Origin of the sequence: Paracoccus lichenicola (assembly GCF_009708075.1) — a bacterium.
GTDB classification, from domain to species: domain Bacteria; phylum Pseudomonadota; class Alphaproteobacteria; order Rhodobacterales; family Rhodobacteraceae; genus Paracoccus; species Paracoccus lichenicola.
In genome coordinates this window covers 262,501-282,512 of sequence record NZ_WMBT01000003.1, presented here as the reverse complement: position 1 = coordinate 282,512, position 20,012 = coordinate 262,501, and the positions used below count along the sequence as shown (strand labels likewise).

Here is a 20,012-nt window from a genome sequence, read left to right as displayed (position 1 = left end):
AGGACCAGCCATGTTCGATCTGACAGGCAAGACGGCGCTTGTGACGGGCGCATCGGGCGGCATCGGCGGCGCCATCGCGAGCGCGCTGCACGCGGCGGGCGCCACCGTGGCCCTGTCCGGCACGCGCGAGGGACCGTTGCGGGACCTGGCCGCGACCTTGGGCGAACGCGCCCATGTGGTGCCCGCGAACCTGTCGGACGCGGAAGCCGCGGCCGGGCTGGTCAAGGATGCGGCCGCGGCCATGGGGTCGGTCGATATCCTGGTCAACAACGCGGGCATCACGCGCGACAACCTGTTCATGCGCATGTCGGACGAGGAATGGGCGCAGGTGCTGGAGGTCAACCTGACCAGCGTCTTCCGCCTGTCGCGCGCGGCGTTGCGGGGCATGATGAAGGCCCGCTGGGGGCGGATCGTCACCATCACCTCGGTCGTGGGGGCTACGGGCAATCCGGGGCAGGGCAACTATGCCGCCGCCAAGGCCGGGCTGGTCGGCATGTCCAAGTCGCTGGCCTATGAGGTGGCTTCCCGGGGCATCACCGTCAACTGCGTCGCGCCCGGCTTCATCGCCACCGCGATGACCGACAAGCTGAGCGATGACCAGAAGGGCAAGATCCTGGGCCAGATCCCCGCGGGCCGCATGGGCGCGCCGGACGAGATCGCGGCGGCGGTGCTGTATCTGGCCAGCCCCGAGGCCGGCTATGTCACCGGCGCCACGCTGCATGTGAACGGCGGCATGGCGATGGTCTGAGGCCGGCGTTTGGAGCAAAAGCGGTTGCAACAGGGCAAGCGGGTGCTATATCCCGGCCTTGAGCAGCAGGGAAACCGCCCTGTGCCGAAGCGGATTACATTCGCGGATAAAATTGGGCGGATGCCCGCGAGAATGAGGATGTGACATGAGCGATATCGCTGATCGCGTGAAGAAGATCGTGGTCGAGCATCTGGGCGTCGAGGAGGACAAGGTGGTCGAATCCGCGTCCTTCATCGACGATCTGGGGGCCGACAGCCTCGACACTGTCGAGCTGGTCATGGCGTTCGAGGAGGAATTCGGGATCGAGATCCCCGATGACGCCGCCGAAACCATCCAGACCGTCGGCGACGCGGTGACCTTCATCAAGGGCGCGGTCTGATCCGCATCCCGCCGATCACCGGCAGCTTCCGAAACGGCGTCCTTGCACCAGCAGGGGCGCCGTTTTCCATTGGCGCATGGCGGCCCTGCCGGAACCGCGCGTGCCAGCCTGCCGTTGGGCCGCGCAACCTGGAACGGAAGGAGCCGATCATGGCTGTCGAACTGAGGGGCCTGACCGACAATGCCCGCAAGACCTCGATTTCCGAACTGAACGGGCGGCTGGCCGATTCGATCGCGCTGGCGCTGGCGGTCAAGCAGGCGCACTGGAACGTGAAGGGCCGCAACTTCATCGCCATCCACGAGCTGTTCGACAGCCTGCACAACAACCTGCGCGAGCATGTCGATACCATGGCCGAACGGGTCCAGCAGCTGGACGGGGTGGCGGTCGGGACCGTCCAGAAGGTGTCGGCTTCCAGCGGGTTGCAGGAATACCCAACCGACCTGACGGGGGCCGAGGATCACGTCAGGGCGCTGTGCAACCGGTATCGCGACCATGGCGAAAAGCTGCGCGCGGCCATCGACGCCACGGACGAGGCGGGGGATGCCGACACCGCCGACATCTTCACCGCGGCCTCGCGCAGCCTGGACAAGGATCTGTGGTTCCTGGAAAGCCATCTGGAGTGATGGCCGCCGGGCCGCCTCAGCGGCCCAGCTTGGCGTGGACCTCGTCCAGATCGACCTCGCCCAGGGGCATCTTGTTGTCGGGGTTGTCGAAGTCATAGCGGAACAGCTGGAAATCGTCCTTGTAGATTTCCCAGATCAGGTGCCGCGACAGGTCGTCGAAATAGGCGCTGACCTTGTGGGCGCGCTTCGGCCCGTGGCCTTCGGATTCGTTGAAGCGCGGCACGGCGGCAAGGTCCACGGGAACGGGGGTGCTGGCCGATCCAAGCACCTGCGCCATGCCGTCGTTGAAGGCCTCGGTGAAGAAGATCCGGTCGTAGCGGCCGCCATTGGCGATAAAGGTGGCGATATGGCCCGACATGGCCGACCAATGGATGTCGGGTTCCATCGGGCGGCGCCAGCGGATGGTGTCGCGGGCAAACAGCAGGAATCGGCGGAAGCTGGCGATCTGGTCGAACTCGAACCCGTTGTCCGGGCTGCCCACGTCGATGCCGTAGCGCTGGACCAGCTGCGGCACCAGGTTGCCACGATAGCGCCGGCCATTGCGCTGGATCCCGGCGATCTTGTCGAAGAACGACGACAGGATCCGCGCGTAAGGGTTGCGCACGCAGGTGAAGCTGATGGCCTGGTGGCGGTTCACCGCCTTTTCGATCAACTGCTTGCTGTCGTCCTGCGACCACTTGTGCAGCCCGCCGGTGGAATCGTGAATGTCGCCGTCGAAGAAGCGGCCGTGATCGGAGTAGAACATGATCTGCCCGATGGTCGAGCAGGCGCATTTCGGCACCACCCGATAGATCATGCTTTCGCTTTCGGTCATCCAGACACCGGGAAAGCCCATTGCCAGTTATTCTCCAAGATTGCAGTCCGGCTTGCCGGCACACGTCAAACGCGTTTACACACGCTTAGCAAGGCAGGCGCAAGATTTGAACGCCTCTTTGGCATCATACTCTTTGACCGGGAATTTGCGCCCCCATGGCCCGCATCGCCTTTATCTTGCTGACGCACAAGGATCCTCGGGGCGTGGTGGACCAGGCGCGGCGCCTTACGGCGACGGGGGATCATGTCGTCATCCATTACGACCGCAGCGCGTCGGCCGAGGATTATCGCCTGATCCGGCAATCGCTTGCCGATGAACCGGGCGTGGCCTTCGCGCCACAGCGGTTCCGCTGCGGGTGGGGCGAATGGTCGCTGGTGGCCGCGACCCTGGCAGCCCTGCGCGAGGCCGAGCGGAGCTTTCCCCAGGCCACGCATTTCTACATGCTGTCGGGCGACTGCATGCCGATCAAGTCGGCGGAATATGCCCGCGCCTTCCTGGACCGCGACGACTGCGACTATGTCGAATCCTTCGACTTCTTCGACAGCGACTGGATCAAGACCGGCATCAAGGCGGAACGGCTGATCTATCGCCACTGGTTCAACGAACGCAAGAACAAGCGCCTGTTCTATGCCAGCATGGCGTTGCAGCAACGGCTGGGGCTGGATCGCGGGCTTCCCAAGGGCTTGCAGATCATGATCGGGTCGCAATGGTGGTGCCTGCGCCGCCACACGGTCGAGGCGGTCCTGGCGCTGATCGACGAACGGCCCGAGCTGATCCGGTTCTTCCGCACGACCTGGATCCCGGACGAGACCTTTTTCCAGACCCTTGTCGCCCATGTCGTGCCCAAGGACCAGATCCGCCGCCGCTCGCCCACCTGCCTGATGTTCACCGACTATGGAATGCCGGTGACCTTCTACAACGACCATTACGACCTGCTGGTCCGCCAGGACTATCTGTTCGCGCGCAAGATCAGCGCCGAGGCGCAGGATCTGCGCGCCAGGCTGGGCGCGCTGTGGCAGGCCGAGGGGGTAAGCTTCGCCATCTCGCACGAGGCGCCGCGCTTGTTCCGCTTCCTGACGGGGCGCGGCCGTGTCGGGCGCCGCTTTGCCCCGCGCTTCTGGGAAGACCAGGGCCTGTCGCGCAACCACGTGATCGGCCTGATCGTCGCCAAGAAATGGCATGTCGCCAAGCGGCTGACGGCGGCCATCCGGGCCAAGACGGACATCCCGGCGGTGGACTACATCTTCAACGAACGCGAGGCGGGGCTGCCGGATCTGGGGGGCATCGCCTCGACCGTGACCAAGCGGGAACGGCACCGCCGGGCGCTGGTGCGGCTGCTTCTGGACGATTTCGGCGCACGCCAGCTGGTCCTGTGCCTTGATCCCTCGGCCGTGGCGCTGATCGCGGATTTCGCGGCAGACCGGGCGCAGACGCGGATCCTGTTCATCGAGGGCGACTTCGACGAAGCCTATCTGCGCGGCCACATGCGCCGCGTGGGCCTGGCCAGCGAGGGGACGCCCGACACGGTGATCGCGCAACTGCTGCCCATCGTCGAAAGCGACCTGTCCCACGAGGCCGAGCGCTTGCGCGACATGGACTTCGCGCAGTTCGACACCATCGCCCCCGCGCGGTCCGTTGCCGCCAATGCCGAGGCGATCGCGCGCTTTCTGGATGTTTCCCCCGCCATCGCGCATGATCTGGCGCAGACGCCGCATCTGTTCACCGATTGACCACAGGAACGCCCCATGGCCCTTGCCTATGACGACACCAACATCTTCGCCCGGATCCTGCGGGGCGAGATCCCCTGCGACACCGTGGCCCAGAACGACCATGCGCTGGCCTTCCGCGACATCAACCCCCAGGCGCCGGTGCATGTGCTGGTGATCCCCAAGGGCAAGTATGTCAGCTTCGACGATTTCGCGGCCCATGCCTCGGACGCGGAAATCGCGGGCTTCACGCGTCTTTGCGCCGAGGTGTGCCGGGCCGAGGGCGTGGGGCTGGAAGACGGCCAGGGCTTCCGCGCGATCACCAACGCCGGTCCCCATGGCGTGCAGGAGGTTCCGCATTACCACCTGCACATCATGGGCGGGCGGATGATGGGACCGATGGTCTCCCGGCAGGGGTAGAACGAATCGCTGCGTCCGCCCATCCGTAGGGTGGGGTTCCACCCCACCATGGACCATGCAATCAAGGCTGGCGGCGACACCGTCATTCCGCAAAGGCAACAGCCGCCAGCCTGTGCCTCAACCCCGCGTCATTTCCACGAACACGTCCTCCAGATCCGGCTGCTCGGTCGCCACGTCCAGGATCGGGATCCCCGCGCCCCGCAGCGCGTCCAGCAACTGGTCGGCGCGGATCCGCGACGGGGGATAGCTGATGGCCAGCCGCCCGTCGCCCCGCCACTCCGGGTGCGCCCCATCGGGCAGCACTGGCAGCGCCACCCGCCCGCCCGTGTCCAGCACCAGCGTCTTGCCGTCCGCGCGCGACAGCAGGCTGCGGGTGTCCTGGCGCACCACAAGTTCGCCGTGGTTGATGATGGCGATCTCGTCGCACATCTGCTCGGCTTCCTCCAGGTAATGGGTGGTCAGGATGATCGTCATGCCCTGCCGGTTCAGCGCGCGGACATTCTGCCACAGCATCTCGCGCAGGGTGATGTCCACCCCCGCCGTGGGTTCGTCCAGCACCAGGATCTGCGGGCGGTGAACCAGCGCCTTGGCCAGCAGAAGCCGCCGCCGCATCCCGCCCGACAGGGCGCGGGCATAGGCGTTGGCCTGATCGGTCAGGCCCACCAGCTCCAGCAGCTCGTCCGTCCAGCGTTCGCGTTTCGGCACGCCATACAGGCCCGCCTGCACCTCCAGGCTGGCGCGGGGGGTGAAGAACGGGTCCATGTTCAATTCCTGCGGCATCACCCCGATGGCCGCGCGCGACTGGCGCGGGTTCACGTCCTGGTCGAAGCCCCAGATCGTGACGCGGCCCGCCGTCTTGTTCACAAGCCCCGCCAGGATGTTGATCAGCGTCGATTTCCCCGCCCCGTTCGGTCCCAGCAGGCCGAAGATGCTGCCCGCCGGGATGGCCAGGTCGATGCCCTTCAGCGCTTCCTTGGCCGGGGCGTTGCCTTGCGCGGCATAGGTCTTGCGCAGACCGGCGATGGCGATGGCGTCGGGCATGATGGGCGTCCTTGGCAGAGCTTGCGAAGGCAGGCGGCGCTGCGGTATCAGGGGGATAAGACCAGATGCCGCCCGCCGCCACAAGAAGGCCCGCCATGACGCAATACATCCCGCCGGAAAATTCCCTTTCCACCGAACAGTCCGGCAAGCCCGAACTGGCGCTGCCGCCGCCCGCCATCCAGACCGTCACGACCTGGAAGGTCGCCTGCGACGGGGACGACGCGGGGGGCATGGGTCATCCGCGCGTCTGGCTGGCGATCTCGCCCGAAGTCGGGTTCGTCGATTGCGGCTATTGCGACAAGCGGTTCGTGATCGACCGCGACCACGCCCACGACGATCACTAGGGGCGGTCAGGCGGCCTTGGGGTCTTGGTTCCCCGGCAGCGGTCCGAACAGTATCGGACCTGCTCCCAGTCCTTCGCCCATTTCCGGCGCCATGTGAACGGCCGCCCGCAGCAGGCGCAGATCTTGCTGGGCAACTCGCCCTTGCGAACCATCCTGGGCATTGCCACCTCATGCGTTCCGCCCGCGCCAAGGCGCGTCTGGAAACGGGCGCGCGATCGTGCCAGAACCGGAAACCGGCAATGAAAGGAACATGCACATGGGCGAAGGCTTCGGCAAGGGCTGCCACCTGCACCTGATCGACGGATCGGCCTTCATCTTCCGGGCCTATCACGCCCTGCCGCCGCTGACGCGCAAATCCGACGGCCTGCCCGTGGGCGCGGTCGCCGGTTTCTGCAACATGCTGTGGAAATACGTGACCGACGAACGGGGCCACGACGCGCCGACCCACGCGGCGGTGATCTTCGACCATTCGTCCAAGACCTTCCGCAACGAGATCTACACCGCCTACAAGGCCAACCGGCCTGAACCACCCGAAGATCTGCGCCCGCAGTTCCCGCTGACCCGCGACGCCACCCGCGCCTTCAACATCGCCTGCATCGAGACCCAGGGGTACGAGGCCGACGACATCATCGCGGCCCTGTCCTGCAAGGCGCGTGATGCGGGCGGCGCGGTCACGATCATCAGCAGCGACAAGGATCTGATGCAGCTGGTGGGCGACGGCGTGCAGATGCTGGACCCCATCAAGGGCAAGCCCATCGACCGCGACGAGGTGTTCGAGAAGTTCGGCGTTTATCCCGACCGGGTGGTCGATGTGCAGGCGCTGGCAGGCGATCCCACCGACAACGTGCCGGGCGCGCCGGGCATCGGCATCAAGACGGCCGCGCAGCTCATCACCGAATTCGGCGACCTCGAATCCCTGCTGGCGCGCGCGGACGAGATCAAGCAGCCCAAGCGCCGCCAGACCCTGATCGACCATGCCGACCAGATCCGCATTTCCAAGCGGCTGGTGGAACTGGACTGCAACACGCCCCTGGACTTCACGCTGGAAAGCCTCGAGGTGCGCGCGCCCGACGCGGCCCGACTGCTGGCCTTCCTGTCGGAAATGGAGTTCCGCACCCTGACCGCCCGCGTGGCCGAAAAGCTGGGGGCCGAGGCGCCTGCTGTCGTCTCGGCCCCGCCGCGCGAAGCGCCCGCCGCGCCCGACCTGCCGCCCATCGACCGCAGCCTGTATGAGACGATCACCGACCGCGAAGCCCTGGACCGCTGGATCCAGTTGATCCGCGACACGGGCCAGGTCGCCATCGACACGGAAACTACCGGTCTGGACGAGATGCAGGCCGATCTGGTGGGCGTTTGCCTGGCTGTGGCGCCGGGCAAGGCCTGCTATATCCCCGTGGGGCATGTCGCGGGTGGCGACGACCTGTTCGGCCAGTCCGCCCCGGTCGCAGGGCAACTGCCGCTGGCGGATGTCCTGGCCGCGCTGAAACCGCTGCTGGAGGATCCGGCGATCCTGAAGATCGGCCAGAACCTGAAATACGACTGGAAGATGCTTGCGCGCCACGGCATCCGCATGGCGCCCTTGGCCGACACGATGCTGATGTCCTATGCCCTGAACGCGGGCACCCACAACCACGGCATGGACGAACTGGCCGAGCGTTACCTGGGCCACAAGTGCATCCCCATCAAGGATCTGATCGGCACGGGCAAGGCGCAGATCAACTTCGGCCAGGTGCCCATCGACAAGGCCGCCCCCTATGCGGCGGAAGACGCCGATGTCACGCTGCGCCTTTTCCAGCATTTCGCGCCCCTGCTGCCGGTCGAGCGCGTCACGACCGTCTACGAGACGACCGAGCGCCCCATCGTCCCTGTCCTGGCCGCCATGGAGATGGCCGGCATCCGCATCGACGCCGAGGTTCTGCGCCGCATGTCCGGCGCCTTCGCGCAGAAGATGGCGCAGCTGGAGGACGAGATCTTCGCCCTGGCGGGCCAGCGTTTCACCATCGGCAGCCCCAAGCAGCTTGGGGAAATCCTGTTCGACAAGATGGGCATGACCGGCGGCAAGACCGGCAAGACCGGCGCCTTTTCCACCAGCGCCGACGTGCTGGAGGATCTGGCCGCCGAAGGCCACGACCTGCCCGCGCGGATCCTCGACTGGCGGCAGATCAGCAAGCTGAAATCGACCTATACCGACGCCCTGCCGACCTTCGTGAACCCCGACACGGGCCGGGTCCACACCAGCTATTCCATCGCAGGCGCGCAGACCGGGCGGCTGGCCTCGACCGATCCGAACCTGCAGAACATCCCCGTGCGGACCGAGGAAGGCCGCCGCATCCGCGAGGCCTTCATCGCCGCCGAAGGCCACCGCCTCGTCAGCCTCGACTACAGCCAGATCGAACTGCGGATCCTGGCCCATGTGGCCGACATCCCGGCGCTGAAACAGGCTTTCCGCGAGGGCATCGACATCCACGCCATGACTGCCAGCCAGATGTTCGGCGTGCCGGTCGAAGGCATGGACCCCATGATCCGCCGCCGCGCCAAGGCGATCAACTTCGGCGTGATCTATGGCATTTCCTCCTTCGGGCTGTCGCGCAACCTGCGCATCCCCCGGGCCGAGGCGCAGGATTTCATCGACACCTATTTCCGGCGCTTCCCGGAAATCCGCGCCTACATGGACCGCACCCTGGCCGACGCGAAGGCGGATGGTTCGGTCCGCACCCTGTTCGGGCGGCGCATCAACACGCCCGGCATCAACCAGTCCGGCCCTGCCGCCGGGGGGGCGCGCCGCGCGGCGATCAACGCGCCGATCCAGGGGGCGGCCGCCGACATCATCCGCCGCGCGATGATCCGGATGCCCGCGGCCATCGCCCATCTGCCCGCGCGGATGCTGCTGCAGGTCCATGACGAACTGGTCTTCGAGGTGCGCGAGGACGCCGTGGACGACCTGATCGCCATCGCTCGCGACGTGATGGAGGGCGCCGCCGATCCTGCCGTGAAGCTGTCCGTGCCACTGGTGGTGGACGCGGGCCATGGCGCGAACTGGGCCGAGGCGCATTGATGGGCCATTCCCACGACCATGCGCACGGGCATCACCATCATGGCGATGCGGCCATCGGCTGGGCGGTCGTCGTCAACCTGGCGCTGACCGCGGCGCAGATCGCAGGCGGCTATGCGGCGGATTCCACCGCGCTCATCGCCGACGGCATCCACAACCTGTCGGACGCCCTGGCGCTGGTGCTGGCCTTCGGCGCGCGGCGTTTGTCGCGGCGGGCGGCCACGCCCGACTGGTCCTATGGCTGGGGCCGGGCGGAAATCGTCGCGGCCTTCGTCAATTACCTGGCGCTGATCGGCATATCCGTCTGGCTGGCAGTCGAGGCCCTGAGCCGCCTGGCCGATCCCCCGCAAGTGGCGGGCGGTCTGGTCATGGGCCTTGCCGCCTTCGCGCTGGTGGTCGATCTGGCCACCGCCGCCCTGGTGTTCCGCGCGTCCAAGGACAGCGCGAACATCCGCGCGGCCTTTTTGCACAACCTGGCCGATGCGGCGGTGTCGGTGGCGGTGATCCTGGGGGGCGCGCTGATCTGGGCCTTCGGCTGGAACCTGGCCGACCCGATCCTGACCCTGGCGATTTCCGCCGTGATCGGCTGGCATATCGCCATGGAGATCGGCCCGGTCTTTCGCACCCTGATGCTGGCCGCGCCCCCGGGCAGCGATCCGGGCGCCGTCCTGTCGGCCCTGCGCGACCTGCCGGGCGTCGCGGACGCCCATCACCTGCACCTGTGGCAGATCGACGAGAAGCGCGCCGCGGCATCCGTGCATCTGGTCGTCGATGGCGGCAACCATTTCGCCGTCACTCGCGCGGCCAGGGACATGCTGGCCCACCGCTTCGCCATCCCCCACGCCACCATCGAGATCGAGCCGCCAGAAGGGTGTGCGGATCACAAGGCCCACGATCATCCATAAGGTGCGTGCAAGCACGCACCCCACGATCCGACACCCCCGTAGGGTGCGTGCTTGCACGCACCGCGCGAGGCTTCACACCGCCGACGAGTGGCTGGTCGGCGCGGCCATGTAGCTGTCCAGCATGTTGGCCACCATCCTTGCCAGGGGACGGCCCTCGGGGGTGATGCGCAGGCCCCAGGGACCGACCTCGACCATGGCGCCGAACTGGGCGATCACCGGGTCCAGGACCTCTTGCAGCCGGGTGGGCGTCAGGCCGTAGTCACGCACCATCTCGTCGGCGTCGATCCTGAAATCGCACATCAACTGCTCGATCATGCGGCCGCGCCAGCGGTCCTCGGGCGTGAAGGCGTGGCCGCGCGTATGGGGCAGGTACCCTTCGCGGACATGGGCGGTATAGGCCCCGGTCGCGGGGGCGTTCTGCGCGTATCCCTGCGGGAAGCGGGAAATCGAGGACGCGCCAAGGCCCAGCAGGACCTGCGCCCCGTCGTCGGTATAGCCCTGGAAGTTGCGCCGCAACCGGCCCGCCTTTTGCGCCACCGCCAAGCCGTCGCCGGGACGGGCGAAGTGGTCGATGCCGATCTCGTCATAGCCGTCGGCCACGAACAGGTCGCGCGCGGTGGTGAACAGGGTCAGCCGATCCTCGTTGCCGGGCAGGGCGTCCTCGGGGATCATCACCTGCCGCTTGGACATCCAGGGGACATGCGCATAGCCGTAAAGCGCCACCCGGTCGGGCGACAAGGCCAGCAGCTTCTGCACGGTTTCCGAAATGCGGGTGCGGTCCTGGTGCGGCAAGCCATAAAGGATGTCAGCGTTCAGGCTGGCGATGCCGTGGCTGCGGATCAGATCGACCGCCTGGGCCGTCAGTTCGAACCCCTGCAGGCGGCCGATGGCCTCCTGGATCTTGGGGTCGAAGTCCTGCACGCCGATGGACGCGCGGTTCATTCCCGCGGCGGCAAGCGCCGCCATGCGCGCGGCGTCGATTTCCGAAGGGTCGATCTCGACCGAGAATTCGGCCCCCTCGGCCATCGGCACCACCGCGAAGATCGCGTCGGCCAGGCGGCGCATCTGGTCGGGCGGCAGCAGCGTCGGCGTGCCCCCGCCCCAGTGCAGCCGCGACAGGCGCACGCCGCGCGGCAGGTGGCGGCGCAAAAGGTCCAGTTCGGCCAGAACCGTGTCCACATAGGCGATGACCGGATCCAGCGTTTTCGTGCCTTGCGTGCGGCAGGCGCAGAACCAGCACAGCCTGCGGCAAAACGGCACATGCAGATACAGCGAGATCGCCGCGGCCTCGGGGATGGAATCCAGCCATCCCGTGACCATATTGGCGTCAACGCCGTTCTTGAATTGCGTCGCGGGGGGATAGCTCGTGTAACGCGGAACGCGCGAATCGAACAGGCCCAGCCGCCTCAGTTGCGAAACATTGCCCATAACGATAGAGTTAGATGACAACGCGCGAGATTGCCTTGACCCAGATCAACCAGAAATCCTCCAGCCAGGATGGCGGGGAACGCTGCGGCGACTGTCCGATCCGCTATCGCGCCGTCTGCGCGCATTGCGAAACGGACGAGCTTGCCCTGCTGGAGGACATGAAGTTCTACCGGGCTTTCGAGCCGGGTCAGCCCATCGTCTGGGAAGGCGACCGCATGGAATTCGTGGGATCCGTGGTCAGCGGCGTGGCCTCCCTGACGCAGACGCTGGAGGATGGGCGCACGCAGATGGTGGGCCTGCTTTTGCCCAGCGACTTCCTGGGCCGTCCAAGCCGCGAGATCGCCCCCTACAATGCCATCGCCGCCACCAAGGTCGTGTTCTGCTGCTTCCGCCGCAAGCCGTTCGAGCAGATGATGCGCACCACGCCCCATGTCGCCCACCGGCTGCTGGAGATGACGCTGGACGAACTGGATGCGGCGCGCGAATGGATGCTGCTTCTGGGCCGCAAGACCGCGCGCGAGAAGATCGCCTCGTTCATCGCGATCATTGCCCGGCGCGAGGCGGTGCTGCAAAAGCGCAATCCCGGCGGCCGGATGCAGATCGAGCTGCCGCTGACGCGCGAGGCGATGGCCGATTACCTGGGCCTGACGCTGGAAACCGTCAGCCGCCAGATCAGCGCGCTGAAGCGCGAGGGCGTGATCGAGCTGGTGGGCAAGCGTGCCATCATCCTGCCCGACTTCGGCCGGCTGGTCGAGGAATCGGGCGATGATTCGGATGGCGGCTATCTGAGCTGACGGTTTTTCTGGCAAAGGCCATCGCCTTTGCCAAGTCGTTACAATGCAACCTGAATTGCCGGGCTTCAAAAGCCCGGCCAGCGCCCGGCCCCGCCCTTGGCGGGCGCTTCACGCCCCCCTGGGTCGGGCGCTGGCCTCTCGTGGTCGCAAGCTCGATCCGTCTCTGTTTGCCAAGTCGCACAGCGGGCGGGGGAAACGTATACGTTTCCTTGTCCCGCCCGACCAGCCGGGCTTTCCCTCAGATCCAATCCCCCGGAATCACCGGCATCGCCGCCACCAATGCCTGCGTATGCGAATGCCGGGGCGCGTCGATGACCTGTTCGGGCGGGCCTTCCTCGACGATCCGGCCCGCCTGCATGACCAGCACCCGGTCGGCAATCCCCCGCACCACCGACAGGTCGTGGCTGATGAACAGATAGGACAGCCCGTGATCCGCCTGCAACCGCGCCAGCAGGTCCAGCACCTGCGCGCGGACGCGGACATCCAGCGCGCTGACGGCCTCGTCCAGCACGATCAGGGCGGGGCGGATGATCAGCGCGCGGGCGATTGCCAGGCGCTGGCGCTGGCCGCCCGAGAATTCGTGGATGAACCTGCGGGCGTCGCCCGGGTCCAGACCCACCTCGGCCAAGGCGGCGGCCACGCGGTCGCGCCAATCGGGCGGGCGGCCGGTCAGGTGGAACGGCTCGGCCAGCAGGCGGTCCACCCGCCAGCGGGGATCGAAGCTGCCGAAGGGATCCTGGAACACCGCCTGCATCCGCGCCCGCAAGCCGCGCGGCATCCGGCGGCCCGCCGCGACATCCTGCCCGTCCAGCCGGATGCGGCCCCCCTGCAAGGGATCCAGCCCCAGGATCACCCGCGCCAGCGTCGATTTCCCGCAGCCCGATTCGCCCACCAGCCCGACGCTTTCGCCGCGCGCGACCGTCAGGTTGACGCGGTCCAGCGCGCGCAGGCCGCCCTGGGGCAGGCGGTAATCGCGCACGGCGTCGCGGACCTCCAGCAGGGGCGGGGCTGCCGGGCGCGGGCCGCGCACGGGGCTGTATCGCGAGGCCGAGAACAGCTGCCGCGTGTAGGGATGGCTGCGCTGGCGGAACACCGTGCCCGTCGGGCCGCTTTCCACGACCCGGCCCCCCTGCATGACGGCGACCCGGTCGGCCATGCCCGCCACCACGGCCAAGTCATGCGTGATCAGCAGCAGCGCCATGCCTTCGTCGCGCACCAGCGCCTTGAGCAGATCCAGGATGCGGGCCTGCGTGGTCACGTCCAGCGCGGTTGTCGGCTCGTCGGCGATCAGCAGGCCGGGGCGCAGGGCGATGGCCATGGCGATGGCCACGCGCTGGCGCTGCCCGCCGGACAGTTCGTGCGGATAAAGCGTCAGGGGAAAGCGTGGGGCAGGCAGGCCCACGCGGTCCAGCCTTTCACGGGCGCGGTCCAGGGCGGTGCGGCGGCCCATGCCTTCATGAAGGCGCAGCACCTCGGCCACCTGGTCGCCGATGGTCATCAAGGGATTGAGCGCCGTCATCGGTTCCTGGAAGATCATGCCGATGCGCCGTCCCCGGATGCGGCCCATGTCGGGTTCAGACGCTTCCAGCAGGTTCTGCCCGTCCAGCATGACCCGGCCCATTGCCCGCATCCCGGGCGGCAGCAGCCCCATGATCGCCAAGGCGGTCATCGACTTGCCGCTGCCCGATTCGCCCACCAGCCCGGTGATGCTGCCCGGCGCGAGATCCAGCGATACGCTGTCCAGGACCGGCTGCCTGCCGATGGCAAGGGACAGGCCCTCCAGCCGGATCATCGCCGCACCCGCAGGCGCGGGTCCAGCGCGTCGCGCAAGCCGTCGCCCAGCAGGTTCAGGCCCAGAACCGTCAGCACGATGCACAGCCCCGGGATGACCGCCACATGCGGGGCCAGCGCCACCATGGTCTGCGCCTCGGCCAGCATCCGGCCCCAGCTTGGGGTGGGGGGCTGCGCGCCAAGGCCCACATAGGACAGCCCGGCCTCGGCCAGGATCCCCAGGCTGAACTGGATGGTGGCCTGCACGATCAGCAGGCCCGCGATGTTGGGCAGGATGTGCTGGACGCTGATCAGGCCCGCGCCCTTGCCCGCCACCCGGGCCGCGCGGATATAGTCCAGCACCCAGACCGGCAGCGCCGCGCCGCGCGTGACGCGGGCAAAGACCGGGACGTTGAAGATGCCGATGGCGACCATCGCGTTCAGCGCCGACGGTCCCCAGACCGCCGTGATCAGGATCGCGATCACCAGCGAGGGGAAGGCGAAGATCAGGTCGTTGCCGCGCATCACGATCTCGTCCGTCCAGGTGCCGCGCCGCGCCGCCGCCAGCAGGCCCAGGGGCACGCCCAGGCCCATGCCGATCGCGACCGCGACCAGCGCCACCGCCATCGAGGTCCGCGCCCCCGCCATCGCCATCGACAGGATGTCGCGCCCGAAATGATCCGTCCCGAACCAGTGCGCCCCCGAGGGCGGTTGCAGCTTGTCGGCAATCGCCATCAGGCCCGCATCGTAAGGCGTCCAGAAGGCCGACAGCACGGCCGCAGACAGCGCCAGCCCGGCCAGCGCGGCGCCCAGGGCGGGACCGATCCTCATGCGCGGCGCAGCCGGGGGTCCACGGCCCCGTAGGCCAGATCGACCAGGAAGGTCACGGCAATGACGGCAGCGACCAGCACGAGGACCGCCGACTGCACCACGATCAGATCGCGCTGCGTGATCGCCTGGAAGATCATCCGGCCCAGGCCTGGCAGGTAGAAGACGTTCTCGATGATGATCGCGCCCGCCAGCAGGAAGCTGAACTGCATCCCCAGGATCGTCAGCACCGGGATCAGCGCGTTGCGCAGCGCGTGGCGGCGCAGGGCCTGGCCCGCCGTCAGCCCCTTGGCACGGGCGGTGCGGATGTAATCCTGGCCCATCGTCTCGACCAGGGCGGACCGCAGCACGCGGGCCAGGATCGCGGCCTGCGGCAAGGCCAGGGCTGTGGCGGGCAGGATCAGCGATGTCAGCGCCGCCAAGGGATCGGACCAGCCGGGAAAGCCCCCCGCGGGCAGCCAGCGCAGCCTGACCGCGAAGACCAGCACCAGCAGCATCGCGAACCAGAAGTTCGGCAGCGCGATGCCCAGATGCGTGGTCCCCATCGCCAGCCCGTCCCCCGCCCGGTCCCGGCGCGCCGCCGCGTAAAGCCCCACCGGCAGGGCAAGGGCGATCGCCAGCGCCAGGGCCATCAGCGCCAAGGGCAGCGAGACCTGCAACCGCTCGGCGATCATCCCGGCAATCGGCGTCTTGTAGGTGAAGCTGGTCCCGAAATCGCCGTGCAGAATCGCCCCCAGCCACGCGGCGTAGCGCAGGGCCAAGGGCTGGTCCAAGCCTATCTGCTGGCGCAACGCGGCCAGCGTCTCGGGCTGCGCGCCGGTTCCCAGCATGAAGCTGGCCGGATCGCCCGGCACCAGTTCCACGACCGAAAAGATCAGCGCCGAGGCCGCCAGCAGGCTTGACCCCATCACGATCATCTGGCGTAGGACATATCGCAGCATGGCCGCATTGCTATCCCGCCGCGCCAGCCCGGTAAAGCGGCGTCAGCCCGCCTCGCCGCGCGGATACCAGTTCGCGATGACGACCTGGCTGCCCGCGCCCGACCCCTGAACCAGCCGGGCGAATTCCTGCACGTCGCTGCCCCGGTGGTGATAGGGAAACACGCTGACCGGCCTGAAGGCGGCGACCGCATCCGCCGCCTGCTGGACGGTCATCGTATAGGGCAGGTTCATGGGCAGGAAGGCCACCTCGATATTCTCCAGTGCGCGCATCTCGGGCGTGTCCTCGGTATCGCCCGCGACATAGAACCGCTTGCCGCCGATCGTCAGGACATAGCCGTTGTCGCGGCCCTGGGGGTGATACTGCTGGCGGTCGGGGCTGGTGTTGTAGGCGGGCACGGCCTCGATCCCCATGCCGATAGCCTGTGCCTGGTCGCCATTGGCCATGGCGGTGGCGCGCCCTTGCATGTCGGCGGGCAGCATCCCGTGGACCGCCGGATTGGCGATGATCGCGACGGCGGGCAAGGCTTGCAGGGTCGGCAGGTCGAAATGGTCGGCATGTTCATGCGTGATCAGGATCAGCGACGGCTGCGGCATCCCGGCATAGAGATCCGCCCCGCCCACCGGATCGACATGGATCACCCCGCCCGGCGTCTCGACCACCATCGAGGCGTGACCGACCGGGTGGAACACGACCTGCCCGCCCTCGACCGGATAGGCGAACGAGGTCGGCGCCGCCGTCTGCGCAAGGGCGATGCGGGGCATGACGGCGGCGCTGGCGGTGGCAAGGCCCAGCATCAGGCTGGCGCGGCGGGAAAGGATCATCGGAACACTCCGTGGCACAAGGGTGGGGACCGGGGGGAACACGCGCCGCGCGCGCGGGGTTCCCCTTGCGCCGTCGCGCAGACTAAGACGGTGCCGCAGCAAGACGAGGAAAACCATGACACATCTGTGGGTGCGGGCCGAAAGCCGCGCGAACGAGGACCGGGTGGGCATCACCCCCGACGGCGTGGCGTCCCTGGTCGCGCAAGGCTTCACCGTCACGGTCGAGGACAGCCCCCGCCGCGTGCTGCCGACCGACGCCTATGCCCGCGCGGGCGCCACGGTCGTCCCCGAGGGAAGCTGGCCCACGGCGCCCCTTGACGCCATCATCTTCGGCCTGAAGGAGCTGCCCGAGGACGGCACCCCCCTGCGCCACCGCCACGTCATGTTCGGCCATGCCTTCAAGGGCCAGCCTGCGGGCCAGGTTCTGCTGCGCCGGTTCGCGGCAGGGGGCGGGCGGCTTTACGACCTGGAATACCTGACCGACGATGCGGGCCGCCGGCTGGCCGCCTTCGGCTACTGGGCGGGCTATGCGGGGGCGGCGGTCAGCCTCAAGGCCTGGGTGGCGCAACAGCGGGGCGGGATCTGCGGGCCGGTCCGGGCCTATCCCGGCAAGGCGCAACTGCTGGAAGAACTCCGCGCGCAACTGGACGCCACGGGCCGCCCGCGCCCCCGCGCCCTGGTGATCGGCGCCAAGGGCCGCGTGGGCAGCGGCGCCGCCGACCTGCTGGTCGCCATGAACGTGCCCGTCACCCTTTGGGACCTGGCCGAGACCGCGCATGGCGGCCCTTTCCCCGAAGTGCTGGCCCATGACCTGTTCGTCAACGCGATCCTGGCCCAGCCGGGCGCGCCGGTCTTTGTCCCCGCCGATGCCGCGGCCCTGGCCCGCGCCCTGACGGTGATCGGCGACGTGGCCTGCGATCCCGCCAGCGACTTTTCCCCGATCAAGGTCTATGACCGCACGACGACCTGGGACCAGCCGGTGCTGCGCGTGGCGGACAATCCGCCCCTGGACGTGATGGCCATCGACAACCTGCCCTCGATGCTGCCGCGCGAAAGCTCGGACGATTACGCGCGGCAGTTGCTGCCGGTGCTGGCCGGGCTGGACCGGATCGACGAAGGCCCCTGGGGCCGGGCGGGGGCGCTGTTTCGCGAACACGCGGCTGGCCTGACACAGACGTGAAGCGGCCGGGCGGAACGTGCCTCCATGCCGCGTGTTGGACGGCAACCCCCGCCATCCTCATGAGGACAGCATGTTCACTCGACTGACGACCCTCGCGGCTTCGGTAAGCCTGCTGGCCGGAACCGCCCTGGCCCAGGACTTCAACGCGGCAGCCCCGAACGCGCCCGACCAGCAGCCCGCCTTTGAAAACCAGACCCGTGCCCCGGTCCTGGCGGGTGACGTGGCGCTGAACCAGACGGTGATCGCCGAGGGGCTGGACCACCCCTGGGGCCTGGCCGAACTGCCGGACGGGGCCTGGCTGGTGACGGAACGGGCGGGCAACCTGCGCCTGGTGGGCGCGGACGGCGCGCTGTCCGACCCGATCGGCGGGCTGCCGGACATCGACACCCGCGACCAGGGCGGGCTGCTGGACGTGACTGTCGCCGACGATTTTGCCCAGACCCGGCGCGTCTGGATCAGCTTTTCCCAACCGCGCGAAGGCGGCAAGACCGCGACCGCCGTCGCCACCGGCACCCTGTCCGCCGATGGCGGCACGCTGGAGGGCACGAAGGTCATCTGGCAGCAGCAGCCCGCCTGGAAATCGACCAAGCATTACGGCTCGGTCCTGATCCATGACGGGCAGGGCGGGCTGTTCGTGACGACCGGCGAACGCTCGAACCCGGATTCGCGGGTCTTGTCGCAGAACGTCACCACCACCCTGGGCAAGATCGTCCGCATCGACCCCGACACCGGCGCGCCCCTGGGCGATCCCGGCGTGGCCGAGGCCCTGCCCGAGATCTGGTCCTGGGGCCACCGCAACGTCCAGGGCGCGGCGCTGGACGGCCAGGGGCGGCTCTGGACCATCGAGCACGGTCCCAAGGGCGGGGACGAATTGAACCGCCCGCAGGCGGGCCGTAACTATGGCTGGCCGCGTGTGACCTATGGCATCGACTACAGCGGCAAGCCCATCGGCGAGGGGATCACCCAGCTGGAAGGGACCGAACAGCCGGTCTATTACTGGGATCCGGTGATCGCGCCGGGCCAGATGACCTTTTACGACGGCGCGATGTTCCCCGACTGGCAGGGCGACCTGCTGATCGGCGGGCTGAAGGCGCAGGCCCTGGTGCGGCTGGAGATGGACGGCGACCGCGTGACGGGCGAGGCGCGCCACCTGCAAGGCATCGGCCGGGTCCGAGAGGTCGAGGTCGCCCGCGACGGCGCGATCATGCTGCTGACGGACGACGACAACGGCAAGCTGATCCGCGTGACGCCTGCCGGGGACCAGTCCTAGACCGGCCGCGACAGATCATCCTCGGCATCCTCGGGCGAGATGCCGAGCGCGTCCAGCCCCGCCTCCAGCAGGTCGGCCAGGCGCGGCTCTCCCATCAGGTAGTCCTCGGTCGGGGTGGTGCGTTCTGCCCGCGCGGTCTCGATGGCTTCCTCCAGTTCCTCGGGATCGAAGCTGTCGCGGCCGATCCACATGACGGCGACCAGGCTGGCCTGTTCATCCTCGTTCAGGTTGGCGATGAAATCGTGCAACTCGGACCGCACGCCATGCTGCCGCCTGCCGCCGGAATGCGCCCAAGGGTTGACGCCGCTGTCGTATTCGCGCGCGCGGATGATGATATGGGCGATCTTTTCGGGACTGATCTGCAGCATGGCACGGCTCCTTGACTGGGCCGACTGTCGCGCCGTTGCGGGCGGGGGTCAATCGGATGGCGCTTGGGTTTGCGCATTCAGTTCCGCGATGATCTGGCGCGCGCTTTCGGCAATGATGAAGACCCCCACCCCACACAAGAAAAACACAATCAGAAAGAATGTGGTCAGCCCTGCAACATTCCAACCCGTTACACGATACAGGCGGCGTGCCGTATAATATGCAAGATCGACCGCGATCGCGAACAGAAGGCATGTAACCACCCCTTCGGCAATCGCGATCACGCTCAGCAATCGCTGGGCGCCTTGTTCGGCACTCCAAGCTGCCGGGTCGATTGCCTTCAGTTCCTCCAGCTTGACCCTGGCTTGCACCAGACCAGCGAAAATCGTGGAAAAGACCCCAAGTGCCGTCAATCGGCGGATCCAGTTGCCGAAAAACTCTGCATCAAACCGAGGCGCATTCTCGCGTGGCGAACCCTTGGGTGGTGTCGTCCAATTGCGGAACCATCAAAAGGCTGGCCTCAACTTTCGCAACACGCTTGTGCGGTAGGGCGCGGGCTTGAATCGGCAGTGCCATGCTCC

Annotated in this window: 21 protein-coding genes; 11 read left to right on the top strand and 10 right to left on the bottom strand. The window is 67.7% G+C overall.

What is annotated here, in order from left to right:
- The first annotated feature begins 10 nt into the window (after nucleotides 1-10).
- The 3 genes from fabG to dps all read left to right on the top strand — a co-directional run bounded on the left by fabG (nucleotide 11) and on the right by dps (nucleotide 1,750).
- Nucleotides 11-748 (top strand): 3-oxoacyl-ACP reductase FabG, encoded by a 738-nt coding sequence (gene fabG / locus GIY56_RS07570; RefSeq protein WP_154764205.1) that lies wholly within the window; start codon nucleotides 11-13, stop codon nucleotides 746-748.
- Between the two features lie 145 nt (nucleotides 749-893).
- Nucleotides 894-1,127: an acyl carrier protein gene (locus GIY56_RS07565; protein WP_089387089.1), complete on the top strand. Its 234-nt coding sequence runs from the start codon at nucleotides 894-896 to the stop codon at nucleotides 1,125-1,127.
- Nucleotides 1,128-1,276: 149 nt separating this feature from the next.
- Nucleotides 1,277-1,750: a DNA starvation/stationary phase protection protein Dps gene (gene dps, locus GIY56_RS07560; protein WP_154764204.1), complete on the top strand. Its 474-nt coding sequence runs from the start codon at nucleotides 1,277-1,279 to the stop codon at nucleotides 1,748-1,750.
- 16 nt (nucleotides 1,751-1,766) lie between these two features.
- Here dps and GIY56_RS07555 read toward each other — a convergent pair whose 3' ends face one another.
- Nucleotides 1,767-2,585 (bottom strand): sulfotransferase family protein, encoded by an 819-nt coding sequence (locus GIY56_RS07555; RefSeq protein WP_154764203.1) that lies wholly within the window; start codon nucleotides 2,583-2,585, stop codon nucleotides 1,767-1,769.
- A 134-nt stretch (nucleotides 2,586-2,719) separates the two neighbouring features.
- Between GIY56_RS07555 and GIY56_RS07550 the strand changes: the two genes are divergently transcribed.
- Nucleotides 2,720-4,294: a DUF5928 domain-containing protein gene (locus tag GIY56_RS07550; RefSeq protein ID WP_154764202.1), complete on the top strand. Its 1,575-nt coding sequence runs from the start codon at nucleotides 2,720-2,722 to the stop codon at nucleotides 4,292-4,294.
- A 15-nt stretch (nucleotides 4,295-4,309) separates the two neighbouring features.
- Nucleotides 4,310-4,690, top strand: coding sequence for a histidine triad nucleotide-binding protein (locus GIY56_RS07545; protein WP_154764201.1), 381 nt, complete (start codon nucleotides 4,310-4,312; stop codon nucleotides 4,688-4,690).
- A gap of 117 nt (nucleotides 4,691-4,807) precedes the next feature.
- Here GIY56_RS07545 and GIY56_RS07540 read toward each other — a convergent pair whose 3' ends face one another.
- On the bottom strand, nucleotides 4,808-5,731 hold the full coding sequence (locus GIY56_RS07540; protein WP_154764200.1) for an ABC transporter ATP-binding protein: 924 nt from the start codon (nucleotides 5,729-5,731) through the stop codon (nucleotides 4,808-4,810).
- Between the two features lie 155 nt (nucleotides 5,732-5,886).
- On the opposite strand from GIY56_RS07540, the gene GIY56_RS07535 reads away from it, so the two are divergent.
- On the top strand, nucleotides 5,887-6,075 hold the full coding sequence (locus GIY56_RS07535) for a zinc-finger domain-containing protein (RefSeq protein WP_154764421.1): 189 nt from the start codon (nucleotides 5,887-5,889) through the stop codon (nucleotides 6,073-6,075).
- Here the strand turns inward: GIY56_RS07535 and GIY56_RS07530 are convergent.
- The gene (locus GIY56_RS07530) at nucleotides 6,072-6,236 is read right to left on the bottom strand and encodes a DUF2256 domain-containing protein (RefSeq protein WP_154764199.1); all 165 of its coding nucleotides are present in this window, start codon (nucleotides 6,234-6,236) and stop codon (nucleotides 6,072-6,074) included. The two genes, GIY56_RS07535 and GIY56_RS07530, sit on opposite strands and share 4 nt — an antisense overlap.
- 95 nt (nucleotides 6,237-6,331) lie before the next feature.
- Here GIY56_RS07530 and polA point away from each other — a divergent pair, with 95 nt between their 5' ends.
- A complete protein-coding gene (polA, locus tag GIY56_RS07525; protein ID WP_154764198.1) occupies nucleotides 6,332-9,130 on the top strand; it encodes a DNA polymerase I in 2,799 nt (932 codons plus the stop codon).
- Nucleotides 9,130-10,032 carry a cation diffusion facilitator family transporter gene (locus GIY56_RS07520; protein ID WP_154764197.1) on the top strand — a complete coding sequence of 301 codons (903 nt, stop codon included), beginning with the start codon at nucleotides 9,130-9,132 and terminating at the stop codon, nucleotides 10,030-10,032. Before polA ends, GIY56_RS07520 begins: the two co-directional genes overlap by 1 nt.
- 72 nt (nucleotides 10,033-10,104) lie before the next feature.
- Here the strand turns inward: GIY56_RS07520 and hemN are convergent, their stop codons facing one another.
- Complete coding sequence (gene hemN, locus GIY56_RS07515; RefSeq protein ID WP_154764196.1) at nucleotides 10,105-11,460, bottom strand: oxygen-independent coproporphyrinogen III oxidase; 1,356 nt, start codon at nucleotides 11,458-11,460, stop codon at nucleotides 10,105-10,107.
- A gap of 14 nt (nucleotides 11,461-11,474) precedes the next feature.
- On the opposite strand from hemN, the gene fnrL reads away from it, so the two are divergent.
- Entirely contained in the window at nucleotides 11,475-12,254 is a 780-nt protein-coding gene (gene fnrL / locus GIY56_RS07510; protein WP_154764195.1) for a transcriptional regulator FnrL, read from the top strand.
- Between the two features lie 238 nt (nucleotides 12,255-12,492).
- Here the strand turns inward: fnrL and GIY56_RS07505 are convergent, their stop codons facing one another.
- From GIY56_RS07505 to GIY56_RS07490, 4 genes are read right to left on the bottom strand one after another with little or no spacing between them, the layout of a single operon-like run.
- Nucleotides 12,493-14,046 (bottom strand): ABC transporter ATP-binding protein, encoded by a 1,554-nt coding sequence (locus GIY56_RS07505; RefSeq protein WP_154764194.1) that lies wholly within the window; start codon nucleotides 14,044-14,046, stop codon nucleotides 12,493-12,495.
- Nucleotides 14,043-14,855, bottom strand: a complete 813-nt coding sequence (locus GIY56_RS07500; protein ID WP_154764193.1) for an ABC transporter permease — start codon at nucleotides 14,853-14,855, stop codon at nucleotides 14,043-14,045. Before GIY56_RS07500 ends, GIY56_RS07505 begins: the two co-directional genes overlap by 4 nt.
- Nucleotides 14,852-15,793: an ABC transporter permease gene (locus GIY56_RS07495; protein ID WP_154764192.1), complete on the bottom strand. Its 942-nt coding sequence runs from the start codon at nucleotides 15,791-15,793 to the stop codon at nucleotides 14,852-14,854. The genes GIY56_RS07500 and GIY56_RS07495 overlap by 4 nt, the downstream gene beginning before the upstream one ends.
- A gap of 42 nt (nucleotides 15,794-15,835) precedes the next feature.
- Nucleotides 15,836-16,615 (bottom strand): MBL fold metallo-hydrolase, encoded by a 780-nt coding sequence (locus GIY56_RS07490; RefSeq protein WP_154764191.1) that lies wholly within the window; start codon nucleotides 16,613-16,615, stop codon nucleotides 15,836-15,838.
- A gap of 115 nt (nucleotides 16,616-16,730) precedes the next feature.
- Here GIY56_RS07490 and GIY56_RS07485 point away from each other — a divergent pair, with 115 nt between their 5' ends.
- Together GIY56_RS07485 and GIY56_RS07480 are read left to right on the top strand one after the other, a co-directional pair.
- A complete protein-coding gene (locus GIY56_RS07485) occupies nucleotides 16,731-17,795 on the top strand; it encodes a saccharopine dehydrogenase (protein ID WP_154764190.1) in 1,065 nt (354 codons plus the stop codon).
- 70 nt (nucleotides 17,796-17,865) lie between these two features.
- On the top strand, nucleotides 17,866-19,065 hold the full coding sequence (locus GIY56_RS07480; protein ID WP_154764189.1) for a PQQ-dependent sugar dehydrogenase: 1,200 nt from the start codon (nucleotides 17,866-17,868) through the stop codon (nucleotides 19,063-19,065).
- On the opposite strand, the gene GIY56_RS07475 is transcribed toward GIY56_RS07480, so the two are convergent.
- Nucleotides 19,062-19,433: a DUF3775 domain-containing protein gene (locus tag GIY56_RS07475; protein WP_154764188.1), complete on the bottom strand. Its 372-nt coding sequence runs from the start codon at nucleotides 19,431-19,433 to the stop codon at nucleotides 19,062-19,064. The two genes, GIY56_RS07480 and GIY56_RS07475, sit on opposite strands and share 4 nt — an antisense overlap.
- A 48-nt stretch (nucleotides 19,434-19,481) precedes the next feature.
- Nucleotides 19,482-19,844 (bottom strand): hypothetical protein, encoded by a 363-nt coding sequence (locus GIY56_RS07470; protein ID WP_154764187.1) that lies wholly within the window; start codon nucleotides 19,842-19,844, stop codon nucleotides 19,482-19,484.
- Nucleotides 19,845-20,012: the final 168 nt, after the last annotated feature.

What these genes read in the sequence shown, in the direction of transcription:
- GIY56_RS07545 (WP_154764201.1), top strand. Translation starts at nt 4,310, where the DNA reads ATGGCCCTTGCCTATGACGACACCAACATCTTCGCCCGGATCCTGCGG.
- GIY56_RS07530 (WP_154764199.1), bottom strand. Translation starts at nt 6,236, where the DNA reads ATGCCCAGGATGGTTCGCAAGGGCGAGTTGCCCAGCAAGATCTGCGCC.
- polA (WP_154764198.1), top strand. Translation starts at nt 6,332, where the DNA reads ATGGGCGAAGGCTTCGGCAAGGGCTGCCACCTGCACCTGATCGACGGA.
- dps (WP_154764204.1), top strand. Translation starts at nt 1,277, where the DNA reads ATGGCTGTCGAACTGAGGGGCCTGACCGACAATGCCCGCAAGACCTCG.
- GIY56_RS07520 (WP_154764197.1), top strand. Translation starts at nt 9,130, where the DNA reads ATGGGCCATTCCCACGACCATGCGCACGGGCATCACCATCATGGCGAT.
- fabG (WP_154764205.1), top strand. Translation starts at nt 11, where the DNA reads ATGTTCGATCTGACAGGCAAGACGGCGCTTGTGACGGGCGCATCGGGC.
- GIY56_RS07490 (WP_154764191.1), bottom strand. Translation starts at nt 16,615, where the DNA reads ATGATCCTTTCCCGCCGCGCCAGCCTGATGCTGGGCCTTGCCACCGCC.
- GIY56_RS07500 (WP_154764193.1), bottom strand. Translation starts at nt 14,855, where the DNA reads ATGAGGATCGGTCCCGCCCTGGGCGCCGCGCTGGCCGGGCTGGCGCTG.
- hemN (WP_154764196.1), bottom strand. Translation starts at nt 11,460, where the DNA reads ATGGGCAATGTTTCGCAACTGAGGCGGCTGGGCCTGTTCGATTCGCGC.
- GIY56_RS07495 (WP_154764192.1), bottom strand. Translation starts at nt 15,793, where the DNA reads ATGCTGCGATATGTCCTACGCCAGATGATCGTGATGGGGTCAAGCCTG.
- GIY56_RS07485 (WP_154764190.1), top strand. Translation starts at nt 16,731, where the DNA reads ATGACACATCTGTGGGTGCGGGCCGAAAGCCGCGCGAACGAGGACCGG.
- fnrL (WP_154764195.1), top strand. Translation starts at nt 11,475, where the DNA reads ATGACAACGCGCGAGATTGCCTTGACCCAGATCAACCAGAAATCCTCC.
- GIY56_RS07565 (WP_089387089.1), top strand. Translation starts at nt 894, where the DNA reads ATGAGCGATATCGCTGATCGCGTGAAGAAGATCGTGGTCGAGCATCTG.
- GIY56_RS07550 (WP_154764202.1), top strand. Translation starts at nt 2,720, where the DNA reads ATGGCCCGCATCGCCTTTATCTTGCTGACGCACAAGGATCCTCGGGGC.
- GIY56_RS07480 (WP_154764189.1), top strand. Translation starts at nt 17,866, where the DNA reads ATGTTCACTCGACTGACGACCCTCGCGGCTTCGGTAAGCCTGCTGGCC.
- GIY56_RS07540 (WP_154764200.1), bottom strand. Translation starts at nt 5,731, where the DNA reads ATGCCCGACGCCATCGCCATCGCCGGTCTGCGCAAGACCTATGCCGCG.
- GIY56_RS07505 (WP_154764194.1), bottom strand. Translation starts at nt 14,046, where the DNA reads ATGATCCGGCTGGAGGGCCTGTCCCTTGCCATCGGCAGGCAGCCGGTC.
- GIY56_RS07475 (WP_154764188.1), bottom strand. Translation starts at nt 19,433, where the DNA reads ATGCTGCAGATCAGTCCCGAAAAGATCGCCCATATCATCATCCGCGCG.
- GIY56_RS07555 (WP_154764203.1), bottom strand. Translation starts at nt 2,585, where the DNA reads ATGGGCTTTCCCGGTGTCTGGATGACCGAAAGCGAAAGCATGATCTAT.